The organism is Enterobacter cloacae (genome assembly GCF_011078175.1).
Classification (GTDB): Bacteria; Pseudomonadota; Gammaproteobacteria; order Enterobacterales; family Enterobacteriaceae; genus Enterobacter; species Enterobacter cloacae_Q.
Genome location: NZ_JAALCJ010000007.1, coordinates 233,399 through 250,661, shown reverse-complemented (window position 1 = coordinate 250,661; position 17,263 = coordinate 233,399). Strand labels below are relative to the sequence as shown.

The window sequence follows — 17,263 nt, the reverse complement described above, 5'->3', positions numbered from 1 at the left end:
CGCTTCAATTAGCCGCCACGACGGCGAAAGGATGCAAAACTATTATGGCTCACTCACATTTATTAGCAGAAAGAATTTCCCGCCTCAGCAATGCGCTTGAGAAAGGCCTTTACGAGCGTAGCCACGCCATTCGCCTCTGCTTACTGGCGGCGCTAAGCGGGGAAAGCGTGTTTCTGCTGGGGCCGCCGGGCATTGCCAAAAGTCTGATCGCACGCCGCCTCAAATTCGCTTTCCAGAACGCGCGCGCATTCGAGTATTTGATGACACGCTTCTCCACGCCGGAAGAAGTTTTCGGCCCGCTCTCCATTCAGGCGCTAAAAGATGAGGGACGCTATGAACGTCTGACGGCGGGCTATCTCCCGGAAGCGGAAATCGTTTTTCTTGATGAGATCTGGAAAGCCGGCCCGGCCATTCTGAATACCCTGCTGACGGCAATTAACGAACGCCGATTCCGCAACGGCGCCAGCGAAGAGAAGATCCCCATGCGCCTGCTGGTGGCCGCGTCAAACGAACTGCCCGAAGCCGACAGCAGCCTGGAAGCGCTGTATGACCGTATGCTGATCCGCCTGTGGCTGGATAAAGTCCAGGATAAATCAAACTTCCGTTCTATGCTGGTAAGCCAGCAGGATGAAAACGAAAACCCGGTGGCAGCGTCATTGCAGGTCACGGACGAGGAATACCACCAGTGGCAGGAGGAGATCGGCAAGATAAAACTGCCCGATCCCGTTTTTGAGCTGATCTTCATGCTGCGCCAGCAGCTTGATTTACTGCCCTCCGCGCCGTATGTCTCCGATCGTCGCTGGAAAAAAGCCATCCGCCTGCTCCAGGCAAGCGCGCTGTTTAGCGGCCGCGATGCTGTCGCTCCCATCGATCTGATCCTGCTGAAAGACTGCCTGTGGCATGACGCAGAAGGAATGAATCTGATGCAGCAGCAGCTGGACGTTTTGATGACCAGACACGCGTGGGGCCAGCAATCCATGCTTAATCAACTGGGGGCGATTGCCCAACGTCGCCTTCAGCTCCAGCAGCAGCAAAGTGACAAGACCGCGCTGAAGGTGAACCGTCTTGGCGGGATGTTTGCCCGTAAACCGCACTACGAACTGCCAGCCGGGCTGACTGACGCCTCGCTCACGCTTCTTCTTCAGCAGCCGCTGAAGCTTCATGATATGCAGGTTGTGCATGTGACGATCGAACGCGTTGCGCTGGTACAGTGGCTGGATAAAGGCGGTGAGATCCGCGGTAAACTCAACGGTATCGGCTTTGCACAGCCGCTGTCGATGGAAGTCGACAGCAGCCAGCACCTTGTGATCCGCGACGTCAGCCTTCAGGGATCGCGCCTGGCGATGCCGGGCACGGCCTCCGATACTGTTCCGGAGGAGATCAAACAGCAGCTCGACGCGCTGGATAACGAATGGCATCAGCAGCACACGCGCTTCAGCGAGCAGCAGAAATGCCTCTTTATCCATAGCGACTGGTTAGGTCGCATTGAAGCCAGCTTGCAGGATGTCAGCGCGCAGATCAAACAGGCGCGTCAATGCTAACGCTGGACACGCTTAACGTCATGCTGGCGGTTAGCGAGGAGGGGTTGATCGAAGAGGTCGTCATTACCCTGCTCGCTTCACCGCAGCTGGCGGCCTTCTTTGAAAAATTTCCGAAGCTCCGAAAAGCAATGACGGACGATCTTCCCCGCTGGCGCGATAACCTGCGTCAGCGGTTTAAGGAGACGGAAGTTCCGCCGGAACTGACAGAGGAAGTGGCTGGTTACCAGCAGTGCCAGCGGCTTTCAACGCCGCAGTTTATTGCTCAGCTTCAGCAAACCCTGACGCTGCTGGATAACGTTCACTCCCCGTTTGCCAGCCAGGCCAGAGCGCTGGTCACGGACAACCCCAGCTTTACTCCCGCCCTGCATACCCTGTTTTTACAGCGCTGGCGTCTGAGCCTCGTGGTTCAGGCCACGGCGCTTAATCAGCAGTTGCTGGACGAAGAGCGCGAACAGTTGCTCAGTGAGGTCCAGGAGCGAATGACTCTGAGCGGCCAGTTAGAACAGGTGCTGGTGGAGAATGAAAACGCCGCCGGTCGACTCTGGGATATGAGTGCCGGCCAGTTAAAGCGGGGCGATTATCAGCTGATCGTGAAGTACGGTGACTTTCTGGCACAACAGCCGGAGCTGATGAAGCTCGCAGAACAGCTCGGCCGCTCCCGGGAGGCCCGGTCGGTCCCAAAGAAAGATGCGCCGATGGAGACCTTCCGCACGCTGGTACGCGAACCCTCCACCGTACCGGAGCAGGTGGACGGGTTACAGCAAAGCGATGACATCCTGCGCCTGCTGCCTACGGAACTCAGCACGCTGGGAATGACCGAACTGGAGTATGAGTTTTATCGCCGGCTGGTGGAAAAACAGCTCATTACCTATCGACTGCACGGTGAAGCCTGGCGCGAGAAGATCAGCCAGCGTCCGGTTGTGCACCACGATTTTGACGAACAGCCGCGCGGCCCATTCATTGTTTGCGTCGATACGTCTGGATCGATGGGGGGCTTTAATGAACAGTGCGCAAAAGCATTCTGCCTGGCCCTGATGCGCGTGGCACTCGCCGATCGTCGTCGCTGCTACGTCATGCTCTTTTCCAGCGAAGTTGTGGGGTATGAACTGACCAGCCCACAGGGGCTGGAGCAGGCGATCCGCTTTTTAAGCCAGCGCTTTCGCGGCGGCACCGATCTGGCCAGCTGTTTTCGCAGCATCATTGAGCGCATGCAGGGCGGTGACTGGTACGACGCGGATGCGGTGGTGATTTCCGATTTTATTGCCCAGCGGCTGCCGGATGACGTGGTGAATAAGGTGAAGGAGTTACAGCGGGTGCATCAGCACCGGTTCCATGCCGTGGCGATGTCTGCACATGGAAAACCCGGCATCATGCGCATTTTCGATCACATCTGGCGCTTTGATACCGGGTTGCGTAGCCGCCTGCTCAGACGCTGGCGGCGTTAATTAAAGAAGAGAACCGACGCTTTCACGTACCTGCTGCGGCCAGACACCACACTGCACCTGACCGATATGGGACAGTTGCAGCAGCAGCATGGTCAGACGAGACTGGCCAATACCGCCGCCGATGGTCTGCGGCATTTCACCGCGCAGCAGTGCCTGGTGCCACTCCAGTTGCAGACGATCTTCATCCCCGGTCACGGCCAGCTGACGCTTCAGTGCTTCAGCATCCACGCGGATCCCCATCGAGGAGAGTTCAAACGCATCTTCAAGAACCGGGTTCCAGACCAGAATATCGCCGTTCAGACCGGCATATTCGCTTTCGCCCACGGTGCTCCAGTCATCGTAATCCGGCGCACGCACGTCGTGACGTTTACCATCAGACAACTTCCCGCCAATGCCGATCAGGAATACCGCGCCCAGCTCTTTGGCGATCGCCCGCTCGCGGCCTTTGGCATCCAGAACCGGGAAACGGCTCAGCAATTCCTGGCTGTGAACAAAGTGGATCGTTTCCGGCAGGAACGGAGCCAGACCAAACTCTTTGCTTACGGCCGCTTCGGTTGCTTTGATCCCCGCATAGATGGCCTCAACGGTGGATTTCAGCGTACCGACGTGACGTTCGCCATCTCCCATTACGCGCTCCCAGTCCCACTGGTCAACGTAGACAGAGTGAATCGGGGAGAGGCGGTCTTCATCGGGGCGAAGGGCTTTCATGTGCGTGTAAAGCCCTTCGCCCGCGCTGAAGTCGTGTTGTCCCAGGGTTTGACGCTTCCACTTCGCCAGGGAATGAACCACTTCGAACTGGGCATCTGGCAGTGTTTTCACTTTTACCTGTACCGCTTTTTCGCAACCAGACAAGTTATCCTGCGTCCCGTCACCCACGCGGCTCAGAATCGGCGCCTGAACTTCAATAAGGCCAAGCTTCTCCTCCAGCTGGCGGGAAAAATGGGATTTAACGAAACTGATCTGGCGTTGTTTTGCGATGTAAGCGGTTTTCATTATTTATACTCCTGCGTCCTGTTGATAATGATTAAGCAACAGAAAAGGCGCTTAATTCAATAACCCATCAACAAAAAGCCGCCTTCACTTTTGATTCGTTAAAATAAGACGCTAGAATAGAAGGAATCATTAATCTTCATAAGAAAAACCTATGGAAAATTATCAGATCGACAATCTGGACCGCGGCATCCTGGAGGCGCTCATGGCCAACGCACGCACCGCGTATGCCGAACTGGCGAAACAATTTGGCGTCAGCCCGGGGACCATTCACGTTCGCGTCGAGAAAATGAAGCAGGCAGGGATCATCACCGGCGCACGCATTGACGTCAGCCCGAAGCAACTCGGCTACGACGTCTGCTGCTTCATTGGCATTATTCTGAAAAGCGCCAAAGATTACCCCTCCGCGCTGGAGAAACTGAACGCGCTGGATGAAGTCACCGAGGCGTACTACACCACCGGGCACTACAGCATCTTTATAAAGGTGATGTGCCGATCCATCGACGCCCTCCAGCAGGTACTTATCAACAAGATCCAAACAATCGATGAAATTCAGTCCACCGAAACCCTGATCTCCCTGCAAAACCCGATCATGCGTACTATCCGCCCGTGATCGGGCAATTTCATTCCCACATTTTCCACAGGTAGATCCCAGCTCGTTCACAGCGTACAATGGCCGCCTCTTTATCTGAGCGAGCGATCAATGGCGGACATTACTCTTATCAGCGGCAGCACCCTGGGCGGTGCGGAATATGTAGCGGAACATCTGGCTGAGAAGCTGGAAGATGCGGGCTTTTCTACACAAACGCTGCACGGACCGCTGCTGGAAGATCTCCCGACTGACGGGGTCTGGCTGCTGATCACCTCCACGCACGGCGCGGGCGATCTGCCGGATAACCTGCAACCTTTATATGACGAACTGCTGGAACAACAGCCCGATCTGTCAAACGTCCGGTTTGGCGCTGTGGGGATCGGCAGCCGTGAATATGACACTTTCTGTGGCGCCATAGAGAAAGTTGAAGCTGCGGTGACCGCCTGCGGAGCAAAACAGCTGGGTGAAACGCTGAAGATCAACATCCTCGATCATGACATTCCCGAAGATCCAGCTGAGATCTGGCTCGCGGAATGGAAAAATTTACTCAAAAACGATTAAAGATCGTGCGATCAGATGTGGATAACTCTGGTTAAAAGCTCGTATTAAGCCGTAGTTATCCAAAGAACAACGTTGGTTTAGTTTTTGACCTGTGTATAAAGTGGCGATCTGATCCCAGCTTATACGGTCCAGGATCACCGATCATTCACAGCAAACGATCCTTCCTAACTGCATGATCTTATTTATGGGATCGGACTTATCCACAAAGGTCTGCGATCCTAATAAGAGATCACAATAGAACAGATCTCTAAATAAAAAGATCTTCTTTTTAATAGCCCAGGATCCCAATGCTTTCTCGAAAGACTAAAGTTGAGTAGAATCCACGGCCCGGGCTTCAATCCATTTTCATACCGCTTTACGCGAGGCAGACCACCATGTTTTATCAGGATCCTTTTGACGTCATCATCATTGGCGGGGGTCACGCAGGCACTGAGGCCGCAATGGCCGCAGCGCGAATGGGTCAGCAGACCCTGCTTTTGACACACAATATCGACACGCTGGGACAAATGTCCTGTAATCCGGCGATTGGCGGCATTGGGAAAGGACACCTGGTAAAAGAAGTGGATGCGCTTGGCGGCCTGATGGCGAAAGCGATCGATCATGCCGGCATCCAGTTTAGGATACTAAACGCGAGTAAAGGTCCCGCTGTTCGCGCCACCCGTGCACAGGCAGACCGCGTTCTTTACCGGCAGGCTGTACGCACCGCGCTGGAGAACCAACCGAACCTGATGATCTTCCAGCAGGCAGTGGAAGATCTTATCGTAGAGAACGATCGTGTAGTCGGCGCTGTGACCCAGATGGGTCTCAAGTTCCGCGCAAAAGCGGTGGTGCTGACCGTCGGGACATTCCTGGACGGTAAAATCCATATTGGTCTGGACAACTACAGCGGTGGCCGTGCTGGCGATCCGCCGTCGATTCCGCTGTCTCGTCGTCTGCGTGAGCTGCCGCTGCGCGTAAGCCGCCTGAAAACCGGTACGCCGCCGCGTATTGATGCACGCACCATTGATTTCAGCGTGCTGGCACAGCAGCATGGCGATAACCCGATGCCGGTGTTCTCGTTCATGGGCAATGCGGCGCAACATCCGCAGCAGGTGCCGTGCTACATCACACACACCAATGAAAAAACCCATGACGTGATCCGCAATAACCTCGATCGCAGCCCAATGTACGCCGGCGTGATCGAAGGGATCGGCCCACGTTATTGCCCGTCGATCGAAGACAAAGTGATGCGCTTTGCCGATCGTAACCAGCACCAGATCTTCCTCGAACCGGAAGGGCTGACCTCTAACGAAATTTACCCAAACGGCATCTCCACCAGCCTGCCGTTCGACGTGCAGATGCAGATTGTGCGTTCAATGCAGGGCATGGAAAACGCGAAGATTGTTCGCCCAGGCTACGCTATTGAGTACGATTTCTTCGATCCGCGTGACCTGAAGCCGACGCTGGAAAGCAAATTCATCCAGGGTCTGTTCTTCGCAGGCCAGATTAACGGCACCACCGGGTATGAAGAAGCCGCCGCACAGGGTCTGCTTGCCGGTCTGAATGCCGCTCGCTTCTCTGCCGAGAAAGAGGGCTGGGCACCGGCGCGTTCTCAGGCTTACCTGGGCGTACTGGTCGACGATCTCTGCACGCTGGGGACTAAAGAACCGTACCGCATGTTTACCTCTCGTGCGGAATATCGCCTGATGCTGCGCGAAGACAACGCCGATCTTCGTCTGACCGAAATCGGTCGCGAGCTGGGTCTGGTGGATGACGAACGCTGGGCGCGCTTTAACGAGAAGCTGGAGCGTATCGAACAGGAACGTCAGCGCCTGAAAACCACGTGGGTTAATCCACAGGCAGAAACCGCTGCCGAAGTGAACGCTCACTTAACTGCGCCGCTCTCGCGTGAAGCCAGTGGTGAAGATCTGCTGCGCCGTCCGGAAGTGACCTACGAAAATCTGGTGAAACTCACCGCGTTCGCCCCGGGTCTTGAAGATGCAGAAGCGGCTGAGCAGGTCGAAATTCAGGTGAAATACGAAGGTTACATTGCGCGTCAGCAGGATGAGATCGAAAAACAGCAGCGCAACGAAAACACGCTGCTGCCGGAAATGCTGGACTACCGTCAGGTGACGGGCCTGTCTAACGAAGTGATCGCTAAGCTGAACGATCACAAACCTGTGTCGATTGGCCAGGCCTCACGCATCTCCGGCGTCACACCTGCCGCGATTTCGATTCTGCTGGTGTGGCTGAAAAAGCAGGGCATGCTGCGCCGCAGCGCGTAATGCTCTGAAAATTGCCCGGTGGCGCTGCGCTTACCGGGCCTACTGAACCCATAGGGCGGGTTAGCGAAGCGCCACCCGCCACTTAAGTTTCCCAACAGGTATTCACCGTGCTCAATAAACTCTCTCGTCTGCTGGAACAGGCAGGTATTTCGCTCACCGATCATCAGAAAAATCAGCTGGTGGCCTATGTCGATATGCTGAACAAATGGAACAAAGCGTACAACCTTACCTCCGTACGCGATCCCAACGAGATGCTGATTCGCCATATTCTCGATAGCATCGTGGTGGCACCGTATCTGAACGGTGAACGGTTTATCGACGTGGGAACCGGTCCTGGCTTGCCGGGCGTTCCGTTGTCTATTGTTCGACCAGAAAGTCATTTCACACTGCTGGACAGCCTTGGCAAGCGCGTACGCTTTTTACGCCAGGTTCAGCATGAACTAAAGCTGGAAAACATCACGCCCGTGCAGAGCAGGGTAGAGGCGTTTCCGGCTGAGCCACCGTTTGACGGCGTTATCAGCCGTGCGTTTGCCTCACTCAATGACATGGTGAGCTGGTGCAAACACCTGCCGGCGGAGAACGGACGTTTTTATGCGCTGAAAGGGCAACTTCCGGGAGACGAAATCGAGCAGCTTCCGGACGGTTTTGCTGTCGAATCCATTGAGAAACTCCAAATCCCTCAGCTCGAGGGTGAACGACATTTGGTGATAATTAAGCCAAACTCTTTTTAAAAATTTAATTAAAAATGTGGAATTTGTGCTGTTCCGATCGTGTTAAAAAGCAGCACATCCAGTCAGATTTGGCCGTTGTTAATTTAACCTTGTTGTTACCATGGATTTTCTTGCTATTAACCTGAGGTGATTCATTCACCATGAAGATAATCAACAATGAAAATATCAGTCTGCTAAAAGTGGGAGCGGGCAACAAGAATGTAATGTTAAATATTTATTAAGAATGTCAATAAAAGGTTTTTGTTGTATACGGGTGTGTTTTAAAAATAGTTACTGGTTTTTTGCTTTAATTTCATAAAGATGAAATTAAACGTTTTACGTCTTTGATAAATACCACTTTATCGCAAATGTGCATTTTGTGATCTCGTGCACGCTTTATCATCAACGTTTTCGCGCTGTTTGCAGTTTTGCCTGAAGCACGGCACTAAGGTCAAAAGTTGAAAAATAGCACTGGGGAAAAATATTTAAACATTTATTCACCTTTTCGCTACTTAATGTTTGAAATCACGGGTACGCACCGTATAATTTGACCGCTTTTTGATGCTTGACTCTGAGCCTTAAAGGACGTTTTATACGACACGCGGCATACCTCGAAGGGAGCAGGAGTAAAAACGTGATGTCTGTGTCGCTCTTGAGTAGAAACGTTGCTCGTAAGCTTCTGTTCATTCAGTTTCTGGCTGTGATAGCAAGTGGACTGCTGTTTAGCCTCAAAGACCCCTTCTGGGGCATTTCCGCCGCGTGCGGAGGTTTGGCGGTAGTACTGCCAAACGTGTTGTTTATGATTTTTGCCTGGCGTCATCAGGCGCATACACCCGCCAAAGGCCGCGTGGCCTGGTCCTTCGCTCTCGGCGAAGTGTGTAAGGTGTTGCTGACCTTTGCTCTACTGGTGATGGCGCTGGCGGTTTTGAAAGTGGTATTCATGCCGCTGATAGCAACGTGGGTTTTGGTGCTGGTGGTACAAGTTCTGGCTCCAGCTGTAATCAATAACAAAGGGTAAAAGGCATCATGGCTTCAGAAAATATGACGCCGCAGGATTACATAGGTCACCATCTGAATAACCTTCAGATGGACCTGCGTACATTCTCGCTGGTGGATCCACATAACCCCCCGGCCACCTTCTGGACGATCAACATCGACTCCATGTTCTTCTCGGTGGTTTTGGGTCTTCTGTTCCTGGCCATGTTCCGCAGCGTTGCTAAAAAGGCGACCAGCGGTGTTCCAGGGAAATTCCAGACGTTCATCGAGATGATCATCGGCTTCGTCCATGGCAGCGTGAAAGACATGTACCATGGTAAGAGCAAGCTGATTGCTCCGCTGGCCCTGACCGTGTTCGTTTGGGTATTCCTGATGAACCTGATGGACCTTCTGCCTATCGATTTCTTACCTTGGATCGGTGAGCACGTTCTCGGTCTGCCTGCACTGCGCGTGGTTCCGTCTGCCGACGTGAACATCACCCTGTCGATGGCGCTGGGCGTATTTATCCTCATTCTGTTCTACAGCATCAAAATGAAAGGCGTAAGCGGCTTTGTGAAAGAGCTTACCTTGCAGCCGTTCAACCACTGGGCGTTTATTCCGGTCAACCTGATCCTGGAAGGCGTTAGCCTGCTGTCCAAACCTGTTTCACTAGGTCTGCGACTGTTCGGCAACATGTATGCGGGTGAGCTGATTTTCATTCTGATCGCGGGTCTTCTGCCGTGGTGGTCACAGTGGATTCTTAATGTGCCATGGGCCATTTTCCACATCCTGATCATTACGCTGCAAGCCTTTATCTTCATGGTTCTGACGATCGTCTATCTGTCGATGGCGTCTGAAGAGCACTGATTTTTTACCAACACTACTACGTTTTAATTGAAACAAACTGGAGACTGTCATGGAAAACCTGAATATGGATCTGCTGTACATGGCTGCCGCTGTGATGATGGGTCTGGCGGCTATCGGTGCTGCGATCGGTATCGGCATCCTCGGAGGTAAATTCCTGGAAGGCGCAGCGCGTCAACCTGATCTGATTCCTCTGCTGCGTACTCAGTTCTTTATCGTTATGGGTCTGGTGGATGCAATCCCAATGATCGCTGTAGGTCTGGGTCTGTACGTGATGTTTGCTGTCGCGTAGTAGTTGTTTTAAAACCCCAAGCCACAGAAATTTAAGAGGTATTGTGCTGTGAACATGAACGCAACAATCCTCGGCCAGGCCATCGCGTTTATTCTCTTTGTCTGGTTCTGCATGAAGTATGTATGGCCGCCTTTAATGGCTGCCATCGAAAAACGTCAGAAAGAAATTGCTGACGGTCTGGCTTCCGCAGAACGCGCTAAGAAAGATTTGGACCTTGCACAGGCCAACGCGACAGACCAGCTGAAAAAAGCGAAAGCTGAAGCTCAGGTAATCATTGAACAGGCTAACAAACGCCGTTCTCAGATCCTGGACGAAGCCAAAGCTGAAGCAGAACAGGAACGTACTAAGATCGTGACACAGGCTCAGGCTGAAATTGAAGCTGAGCGTAAACGTGCTCGTGAAGAACTGCGTAAGCAGGTTGCGATTCTGGCTGTTGCTGGCGCCGAGAAGATCATCGAACGTTCCGTGGATGAAGCTGCTAACAGCGACATCGTGGACAAACTTGTCGCTGAACTGTAAGGAGGGAGGGGCTGATGTCTGAATTTGTTACGGTAGCTCGCCCCTACGCCAAAGCAGCTTTTGACTTTGCTGTCGAACACCAAAATGTCGATCGCTGGCAGAATATGCTGGCGTTTGCCGCTGAGGTGACGAAAAACGAACAAATGGCCGAGTTGCTTTCTGGTGCGCTAGCGCCTGAAACCCTCGCCGCGTCGTTTATCGCCGTGTGCGGAGAGCAACTGGATGCCAACGGCCAGAACCTGATTAAGGTGATGGCGGAAAATGGTCGTCTCCGTGTGCTCCCGGATGTTCTTGAGCAGTTTGAGCACTTACGTGCCCTCAGTGAAGCTACCGCAGAAGTCGAAGTGACTTCCGCGACTGAACTGAGTGACGAACAGCTTGCGAAAATCACCGCCGCGATGGAAAAACGTCTGTCACGCAAAGTTAAGCTGAATTGCAAAATCGATAAGTCTGTAATGGCAGGCGTAATCATCCGCTCGGGTGATATGGTCATTGATGGCAGCGTACGCGGCCGTCTTGAGCGCCTTGCAGACGTCTTGCAGTCTTAAGGGGACTGGAGCATGCAACTGAATTCCACCGAAATCAGCGAACTGATCAAGCAGCGCATTGCTCAGTTCAGTGTTGTGAGTGAAGCTCACAACGAAGGTACTATTGTTTCTGTAAGTGACGGTGTTATCCGCATCCACGGCCTGGCCGATTGTATGCAGGGTGAGATGATTTCCCTGCCGGGTAACCGTTACGCTATCGCACTGAACCTGGAGCGCGACTCCGTAGGTGCCGTTGTGATGGGTCCATACGCTGACCTCGCCGAAGGCATGAAGGTTAAGTGTACTGGCCGTATTCTGGAAGTGCCGGTTGGCCGTGGCCTGCTGGGTCGCGTTGTTAACACCCTGGGTGCGCCAATCGACGGTAAAGGTCCGGTTGAGCACGATGGCTTCTCCCCAATCGAAGTTATCGCACCAGGCGTTATCGATCGTCAGTCCGTAGATCAGCCTGTTCAGACAGGTTATAAGTCCGTTGACGCCATGATCCCAATCGGTCGTGGTCAGCGTGAACTGATCATCGGTGACCGTCAGACCGGTAAAACCGCGATGGCGATCGATGCCATCATCAACCAGCGCGACTCCGGCATCAAATGTGTGTACGTGGCTATCGGCCAGAAAGCGTCCACCATTTCTAACGTGGTTCGTAAACTGGAAGAGCACGGCGCGCTGGCTAACACCATCGTGGTTGTGGCTACCGCTTCTGAATCTGCTGCACTGCAATACCTGGCGCCATACGCGGGTTGTGCAATGGGCGAATACTTCCGTGACCGCGGTGAAGATGCACTGATCGTATACGATGACCTGTCTAAACAGGCTGTTGCTTATCGTCAGGTTTCCCTGCTGCTCCGTCGTCCACCTGGACGTGAAGCATTCCCTGGCGACGTATTCTACCTCCACTCTCGTCTGCTGGAGCGTGCTTCCCGCGTTAACGCGGAGTACGTCGAGAACTTCACCAAAGGTGAAGTGAAGGGTAAAACAGGTTCTCTGACCGCGCTGCCGATCATTGAAACCCAGGCGGGTGACGTTTCTGCGTTCGTTCCGACCAACGTAATCTCCATTACCGATGGTCAGATCTTCCTGGAAACTAACCTGTTTAACTCCGGTATTCGTCCGGCGGTTAACCCGGGTATCTCCGTATCCCGTGTGGGTGGTGCTGCTCAGACCAAGATCATCAAGAAACTGTCCGGTGGTATCCGTACCGCGCTGGCACAGTATCGTGAACTGGCTGCGTTCTCTCAGTTCGCATCCGATCTGGATGAAGCAACCCGTAAACAGCTGAGCCACGGTCAGAAAGTGACCGAGCTGCTGAAGCAGAAACAGTACGCTCCAATGTCTGTTGCGCAGCAGGGCCTGGTGCTGTTCGCGGCTGAACGCGGTTACCTCGAAGATGTGGAACTGGCGAAAATCGGTAGCTTCGAAGCCGCTCTGCTGGCTTACGTCGACCGTGATCACGCTCCGCTGATGCAAGAGATCAACCAGACCGGTGGCTATAACGACGAAATCGAAGGCAAGCTGAAAGCTATCCTCGATTCCTTCAAAGCAACCCAATCCTGGTAATCGTCCGGCGGCTTGTCTCAGGACAAGCCGTCTGGCATTGAGGAGAAGCTCATGGCCGGCGCAAAAGAGATACGTAGTAAGATCGCAAGCGTCCAGAACACGCAAAAGATCACTAAAGCGATGGAGATGGTCGCCGCTTCCAAAATGCGTAAATCGCAGGATCGCATGGCGGCCAGCCGTCCTTATGCAGAGACCATGCGCAAAGTGATTGGTCACCTTGCAAACGGTAATCTGGAATATAAGCACCCTTACCTGGAAGAACGCGACGTTAAGCGCGTGGGCTATCTGGTGGTGTCGACTGACCGTGGTCTGTGTGGCGGCTTGAACATTAACCTGTTCAAAAAACTGCTGGCGGATATGAAAGGCTGGTCCGATAAAGGCGTTCAGTGCGATCTGGCACTGATTGGCTCTAAAGGCGTCTCTTTCTTTAACTCCGTTGGTGGCAACATTGTCGCTCAGGTGACCGGTATGGGTGATAACCCGTCCCTGTCCGAACTGATCGGCCCGGTTAAAGTGATGTTGCAGGCCTACGATGAAGGCCGTCTGGACAGACTGTACGTTGTCAGCAACAAATTTATTAACACCATGTCTCAGGTGCCTACGATCACTCAGATGTTGCCGTTACCGGCATCAGAAGATGACGAGTTGAAGCAGAAAGCCTGGGATTACCTGTATGAACCCGATCCGAAACCGCTGCTGGATACCCTGCTGCGTCGTTACGTTGAATCTCAGGTTTATCAGGGCGTTGTAGAAAACCTGGCCAGCGAGCAGGCCGCACGAATGGTGGCGATGAAAGCCGCGACCGATAATGGCGGCAGCCTGATTAAAGAGCTGCAGTTGGTTTACAACAAAGCTCGTCAGGCCAGCATTACTCAGGAACTCACCGAGATCGTCTCGGGGGCCGCCGCGGTTTAACCAGGTTTACGAATTACGTAGAGGATTCAAGATGGCTACTGGAAAGATTGTCCAGGTAATCGGCGCCGTGGTGGACGTCGAGTTCCCTCAGGACGCCGTACCACGCGTGTACGACGCGCTTGAGGTACAGAATGGTAACGAGAGCCTGGTGCTGGAAGTTCAGCAGCAGCTCGGCGGCGGTATCGTGCGTACCATCGCGATGGGTTCTTCCGACGGTCTGCGTCGTGGTCTGGAAGTGAAAGACCTTGAGCATCCGATCGAAGTCCCGGTAGGTAAAGCAACACTGGGTCGTATCATGAACGTATTGGGTCAGCCAATCGACATGAAAGGCGACATCGGTGAAGAAGAGCGTTGGGCTATCCACCGCGCGGCACCTTCCTACGAAGAGCTGTCCAGCTCTCAGGAACTGCTGGAAACCGGTATCAAAGTTATCGACCTGATGTGTCCGTTTGCGAAGGGCGGTAAAGTTGGTCTGTTCGGTGGTGCGGGTGTTGGTAAAACTGTAAACATGATGGAGCTGATCCGTAACATCGCGATCGAGCACTCCGGTTACTCCGTGTTTGCGGGCGTAGGTGAACGTACTCGTGAGGGTAACGACTTCTACCACGAAATGACCGACTCCAACGTTCTGGACAAAGTATCCCTGGTTTACGGCCAGATGAACGAGCCACCAGGAAACCGTCTGCGCGTTGCGCTGACTGGTCTGACGATGGCTGAGAAGTTCCGTGACGAAGGCCGTGACGTTCTGCTGTTCGTTGATAACATCTATCGTTACACCCTGGCCGGTACCGAAGTATCTGCACTGCTGGGTCGTATGCCTTCAGCCGTAGGTTATCAGCCGACGCTGGCAGAAGAGATGGGTGTTCTTCAGGAACGTATCACCTCTACCAAAACTGGTTCTATCACCTCCGTTCAGGCGGTATACGTACCTGCGGATGACTTGACTGACCCATCCCCAGCCACCACCTTTGCTCACTTAGATGCAACCGTGGTACTGAGCCGTCAGATCGCGTCTCTGGGTATCTACCCGGCCGTTGACCCGCTGGACTCCACCAGCCGTCAGCTGGATCCACTGGTTGTTGGCCAGGAGCACTACGACACCGCGCGTGGCGTACAGTCCCTGCTGCAACGTTATCAGGAACTGAAAGACATCATCGCCATCCTGGGTATGGATGAACTGTCTGAAGAAGACAAACTGGTGGTAGCACGTGCGCGTAAGATCCAGCGCTTCCTGTCCCAGCCGTTCTTCGTTGCGGAAGTATTCACCGGTTCTCCAGGTAAATACGTTTCCCTGAAAGACACCATCCGTGGCTTTAAAGGCATCATGGAAGGCGAATACGATCACCTGCCAGAGCAGGCGTTCTACATGGTTGGTTCCATCGAAGAAGCTGTGGAAAAAGCCAAAAAACTTTAACGCCTTAATCGGAGGGTGATATGGCAATGACTTACCACCTGGACGTCGTCAGCGCAGAGCAACAAATGTTCTCTGGTCTGGTCGAGAAAATCCAGGTAACGGGTAGTGAAGGTGAACTGGGTATTTTCCCGGGTCACGCACCGCTGCTCACCGCCATTAAGCCTGGTATGATCCGCATCGTTAAACAGTTCGGTCATGAAGAGTTTATCTATCTGTCCGGCGGCATTCTTGAAGTGCAGCCAGGCAGTGTGACCGTTCTGGCCGATACCGCTATTCGTGGCCAGGATCTCGACGAAGCACGAGCCCTGGAATCGAAGCGTAAGGCTGAAGAGCACATTAGCAGCTCTCATGGTGACGTGGATTACGCTCAGGCGTCTGCGGAGCTGGCCAAAGCGATCGCGAAACTGCGCGTTATCGAGTTGACCAAAAAAGCGATGTAACACCGGCTTGAAAAGCACAAAAGCCAGTCTGGATCCCAGGCTGGCTTTTTTTTTCGGCCTTAATTCATGATGAAAAAGATGTAGAATTTTAAGCATCAAACGTTTTTACTTCTCACACAAACTACAGTCAGGATGCGTATGTTAAACAGTGCGATGAGCGTGGTGATCCTTGCCGCAGGCAAAGGTACCCGCATGTATTCCGATCTGCCTAAAGTGCTCCACACGCTGGCAGGAAAGCCAATGGTGCAGCATGTTATTGATGCAGCTAATGAACTAGGCGCCAGCCAGGTGCATCTGGTTTATGGACATGGCGGCGATTTGCTGAAAAAAACGCTGCGTGACGACAATCTCAACTGGGTGCTACAGGCAGAACAGCTGGGTACGGGTCATGCAATGCAGCAGGCTGCACCCTTCTTCTCTGATGATGAAGATATCCTGATGCTCTACGGCGACGTCCCGCTGATCTCCGTTGAAACCCTCTCTCGCCTGCGCGAAGCCAAACCGCAGGGTGGTATTGGGTTGTTAACCGTCGTGCTGGACGATCCCAGTGGTTATGGCCGTATTACCCGCGAAAACGGCAACGTGACGGGGATTGTTGAGCATAAAGATGCCACTGACGAACAGCGCCAGATTCAGGAGATCAACACCGGCATCCTGATTGCGAACGGTGCGGATATGAAGCGCTGGCTGTCTAAGCTTAATAACAATAACGCGCAAGGTGAGTATTACATCACCGATATTATTGCGATGGCATACCAGGAAGGGCGGGAGATTGCTGCCGTTCACCCGGCTCGCATCAGCGAAACAGACGGGGTTAACAACCGTCTCCAGCTTTCCCGCCTGGAGCGTATTTACCAGTCTGAGCAGGCAGAAAAACTGTTGCTCGCGGGCGTCATGCTGCGCGATCCGGCGCGTTTCGATCTGCGCGGTACGCTGAACCACGGGCGCGACGTTGAAATTGATACTAACGTTATCCTGGAAGGTAACGTCACGCTGGGCAATCGCGTCAAAATCGGCACTGGCTGTGTGATTAAAAACAGCGTTATCGGTGACGACTGCGAAATTAGCCCGTATAGCGTGGTGGAAGATGCCCATCTTGAGGCGGCATGTACCATTGGCCCGTTTGCACGTCTGCGCCCGGGCGCTGAGCTGCTGGAAGGTGCTCACGTAGGTAACTTCGTCGAAATGAAAAAAGCGCGTCTGGGCAAAGGCTCTAAAGCGGGTCATCTGACCTATCTGGGCGATGCAGAAATTGGCGATAACGTAAACATTGGTGCAGGGACGATCACCTGTAACTATGACGGTGCCAATAAGTTTAAAACCATCATCGGCGATGATGTGTTTGTTGGCTCCGACACCCAGCTGGTGGCGCCTGTTACCGTGGGTAATGGCGTGACCATTGCTGCCGGGACCACCGTCACGCGCGATGTGGCCGAGAACGAGCTGGTGTTAAGCCGCGTGCCGCAGGTCAGTAAGCAGGGCTGGAAACGTCCGGTGAAGAAAAAGTAACAACAAGGCGGGTGGCGCTACGCTTACTCGCCTTACGATTGAGTAAGCCTGATAAGACGTAGCTGTCATCAGGCAAACCCGGGAGAGGAGGTAAATATATATCTCCCCCCACAGGCAGTACCCATAAAAA

17 protein-coding genes are annotated in these 17,263 nt (G+C 53.4%); 16 read left to right on the top strand and 1 reads right to left on the bottom strand.

Annotation, left to right across the window (positions count from 1 at the left end; all coding sequences use genetic code 11):
- Positions 1-44 precede the first annotated feature (44 nt).
- The gene (gene ravA / locus G6Q29_RS16765) at positions 45-1,541 is read left to right on the top strand and encodes an ATPase RavA (RefSeq protein WP_165466492.1); all 1,497 of its coding nucleotides are present in this window, start codon (positions 45-47) and stop codon (positions 1,539-1,541) included.
- The gene (gene viaA / locus G6Q29_RS16760) at positions 1,535-2,986 is read left to right on the top strand and encodes an ATPase RavA stimulator ViaA (protein ID WP_165466491.1); all 1,452 of its coding nucleotides are present in this window, start codon (positions 1,535-1,537) and stop codon (positions 2,984-2,986) included. Before ravA ends, viaA begins: the two co-directional genes overlap by 7 nt.
- On the opposite strand, the gene asnA is transcribed toward viaA, so the two are convergent.
- Entirely contained in the window at positions 2,987-3,979 is a 993-nt protein-coding gene (gene asnA / locus G6Q29_RS16755; protein WP_165466490.1) for an aspartate--ammonia ligase, read from the bottom strand. It abuts the gene before it with no gap.
- A gap of 151 nt (positions 3,980-4,130) precedes the next feature.
- Between asnA and asnC the strand changes: the two genes are divergently transcribed.
- From asnC to glmU, 14 genes are all read left to right on the top strand, one after another.
- A complete protein-coding gene (gene asnC / locus G6Q29_RS16750) occupies positions 4,131-4,589 on the top strand; it encodes a transcriptional regulator AsnC (protein WP_003862383.1) in 459 nt (152 codons plus the stop codon).
- A gap of 90 nt (positions 4,590-4,679) precedes the next feature.
- Complete coding sequence (mioC, locus tag G6Q29_RS16745; protein ID WP_003862381.1) at positions 4,680-5,129, top strand: FMN-binding protein MioC; 450 nt, start codon at positions 4,680-4,682, stop codon at positions 5,127-5,129.
- Positions 5,130-5,503: 374 nt separating this feature from the next.
- Complete coding sequence (gene mnmG, locus G6Q29_RS16740; RefSeq protein WP_165466489.1) at positions 5,504-7,393, top strand: tRNA uridine-5-carboxymethylaminomethyl(34) synthesis enzyme MnmG; 1,890 nt, start codon at positions 5,504-5,506, stop codon at positions 7,391-7,393.
- A 107-nt stretch (positions 7,394-7,500) separates the two neighbouring features.
- On the top strand, positions 7,501-8,124 hold the full coding sequence (gene rsmG, locus G6Q29_RS16735; protein WP_165466488.1) for a 16S rRNA (guanine(527)-N(7))-methyltransferase RsmG: 624 nt from the start codon (positions 7,501-7,503) through the stop codon (positions 8,122-8,124).
- Between the two features lie 616 nt (positions 8,125-8,740).
- Positions 8,741-9,121 (top strand): F0F1 ATP synthase subunit I, encoded by a 381-nt coding sequence (gene atpI / locus G6Q29_RS16730; protein ID WP_003862375.1) that lies wholly within the window; start codon positions 8,741-8,743, stop codon positions 9,119-9,121.
- Positions 9,122-9,129: 8 nt separating this feature from the next.
- A complete protein-coding gene (gene atpB, locus G6Q29_RS16725) occupies positions 9,130-9,945 on the top strand; it encodes a F0F1 ATP synthase subunit A (RefSeq protein ID WP_165466487.1) in 816 nt (271 codons plus the stop codon).
- Between the two features lie 49 nt (positions 9,946-9,994).
- Positions 9,995-10,234: a F0F1 ATP synthase subunit C gene (gene atpE / locus G6Q29_RS16720; protein ID WP_000429386.1), complete on the top strand. Its 240-nt coding sequence runs from the start codon at positions 9,995-9,997 to the stop codon at positions 10,232-10,234.
- Positions 10,235-10,282: 48 nt separating this feature from the next.
- The gene (gene atpF / locus G6Q29_RS16715) at positions 10,283-10,753 is read left to right on the top strand and encodes a F0F1 ATP synthase subunit B (protein WP_003862370.1); all 471 of its coding nucleotides are present in this window, start codon (positions 10,283-10,285) and stop codon (positions 10,751-10,753) included.
- A 14-nt stretch (positions 10,754-10,767) separates the two neighbouring features.
- Positions 10,768-11,301 carry a F0F1 ATP synthase subunit delta gene (gene atpH, locus G6Q29_RS16710; protein ID WP_003862369.1) on the top strand — a complete coding sequence of 178 codons (534 nt, stop codon included), beginning with the start codon at positions 10,768-10,770 and terminating at the stop codon, positions 11,299-11,301.
- A gap of 12 nt (positions 11,302-11,313) precedes the next feature.
- Positions 11,314-12,855: a F0F1 ATP synthase subunit alpha gene (gene atpA / locus G6Q29_RS16705; RefSeq protein WP_080329736.1), complete on the top strand. Its 1,542-nt coding sequence runs from the start codon at positions 11,314-11,316 to the stop codon at positions 12,853-12,855.
- Between the two features lie 51 nt (positions 12,856-12,906).
- Positions 12,907-13,770 carry a F0F1 ATP synthase subunit gamma gene (gene atpG, locus G6Q29_RS16700; protein WP_014881884.1) on the top strand — a complete coding sequence of 288 codons (864 nt, stop codon included), beginning with the start codon at positions 12,907-12,909 and terminating at the stop codon, positions 13,768-13,770.
- A 31-nt stretch (positions 13,771-13,801) separates the two neighbouring features.
- A complete protein-coding gene (atpD, locus tag G6Q29_RS16695; RefSeq protein WP_003862362.1) occupies positions 13,802-15,184 on the top strand; it encodes a F0F1 ATP synthase subunit beta in 1,383 nt (460 codons plus the stop codon).
- A gap of 20 nt (positions 15,185-15,204) precedes the next feature.
- Positions 15,205-15,624 (top strand): F0F1 ATP synthase subunit epsilon, encoded by a 420-nt coding sequence (locus G6Q29_RS16690; protein WP_006177560.1) that lies wholly within the window; start codon positions 15,205-15,207, stop codon positions 15,622-15,624.
- 138 nt (positions 15,625-15,762) lie between these two features.
- A complete protein-coding gene (gene glmU / locus G6Q29_RS16685; protein ID WP_165466486.1) occupies positions 15,763-17,133 on the top strand; it encodes a bifunctional UDP-N-acetylglucosamine diphosphorylase/glucosamine-1-phosphate N-acetyltransferase GlmU in 1,371 nt (456 codons plus the stop codon).
- Positions 17,134-17,263 lie beyond the last annotated feature (130 nt).

Coding starts and splice junctions, on each gene's coding strand:
- ravA (WP_165466492.1), top strand. CDS start 45: ATGGCTCACTCACATTTATTAGCAGAAAGAATTTCCCGCCTCAGCAAT.
- viaA (WP_165466491.1), top strand. CDS start 1,535: ATGCTAACGCTGGACACGCTTAACGTCATGCTGGCGGTTAGCGAGGAG.
- asnA (WP_165466490.1), bottom strand. CDS start 3,979: ATGAAAACCGCTTACATCGCAAAACAACGCCAGATCAGTTTCGTTAAA.
- asnC (WP_003862383.1), top strand. CDS start 4,131: ATGGAAAATTATCAGATCGACAATCTGGACCGCGGCATCCTGGAGGCG.
- mioC (WP_003862381.1), top strand. CDS start 4,680: ATGGCGGACATTACTCTTATCAGCGGCAGCACCCTGGGCGGTGCGGAA.
- mnmG (WP_165466489.1), top strand. CDS start 5,504: ATGTTTTATCAGGATCCTTTTGACGTCATCATCATTGGCGGGGGTCAC.
- atpI (WP_003862375.1), top strand. CDS start 8,741: ATGTCTGTGTCGCTCTTGAGTAGAAACGTTGCTCGTAAGCTTCTGTTC.
- atpB (WP_165466487.1), top strand. CDS start 9,130: ATGGCTTCAGAAAATATGACGCCGCAGGATTACATAGGTCACCATCTG.
- atpE (WP_000429386.1), top strand. CDS start 9,995: ATGGAAAACCTGAATATGGATCTGCTGTACATGGCTGCCGCTGTGATG.
- atpH (WP_003862369.1), top strand. CDS start 10,768: ATGTCTGAATTTGTTACGGTAGCTCGCCCCTACGCCAAAGCAGCTTTT.
- atpA (WP_080329736.1), top strand. CDS start 11,314: ATGCAACTGAATTCCACCGAAATCAGCGAACTGATCAAGCAGCGCATT.
- atpG (WP_014881884.1), top strand. CDS start 12,907: ATGGCCGGCGCAAAAGAGATACGTAGTAAGATCGCAAGCGTCCAGAAC.
- atpD (WP_003862362.1), top strand. CDS start 13,802: ATGGCTACTGGAAAGATTGTCCAGGTAATCGGCGCCGTGGTGGACGTC.
- G6Q29_RS16690 (WP_006177560.1), top strand. CDS start 15,205: ATGGCAATGACTTACCACCTGGACGTCGTCAGCGCAGAGCAACAAATG.
- glmU (WP_165466486.1), top strand. CDS start 15,763: ATGTTAAACAGTGCGATGAGCGTGGTGATCCTTGCCGCAGGCAAAGGT.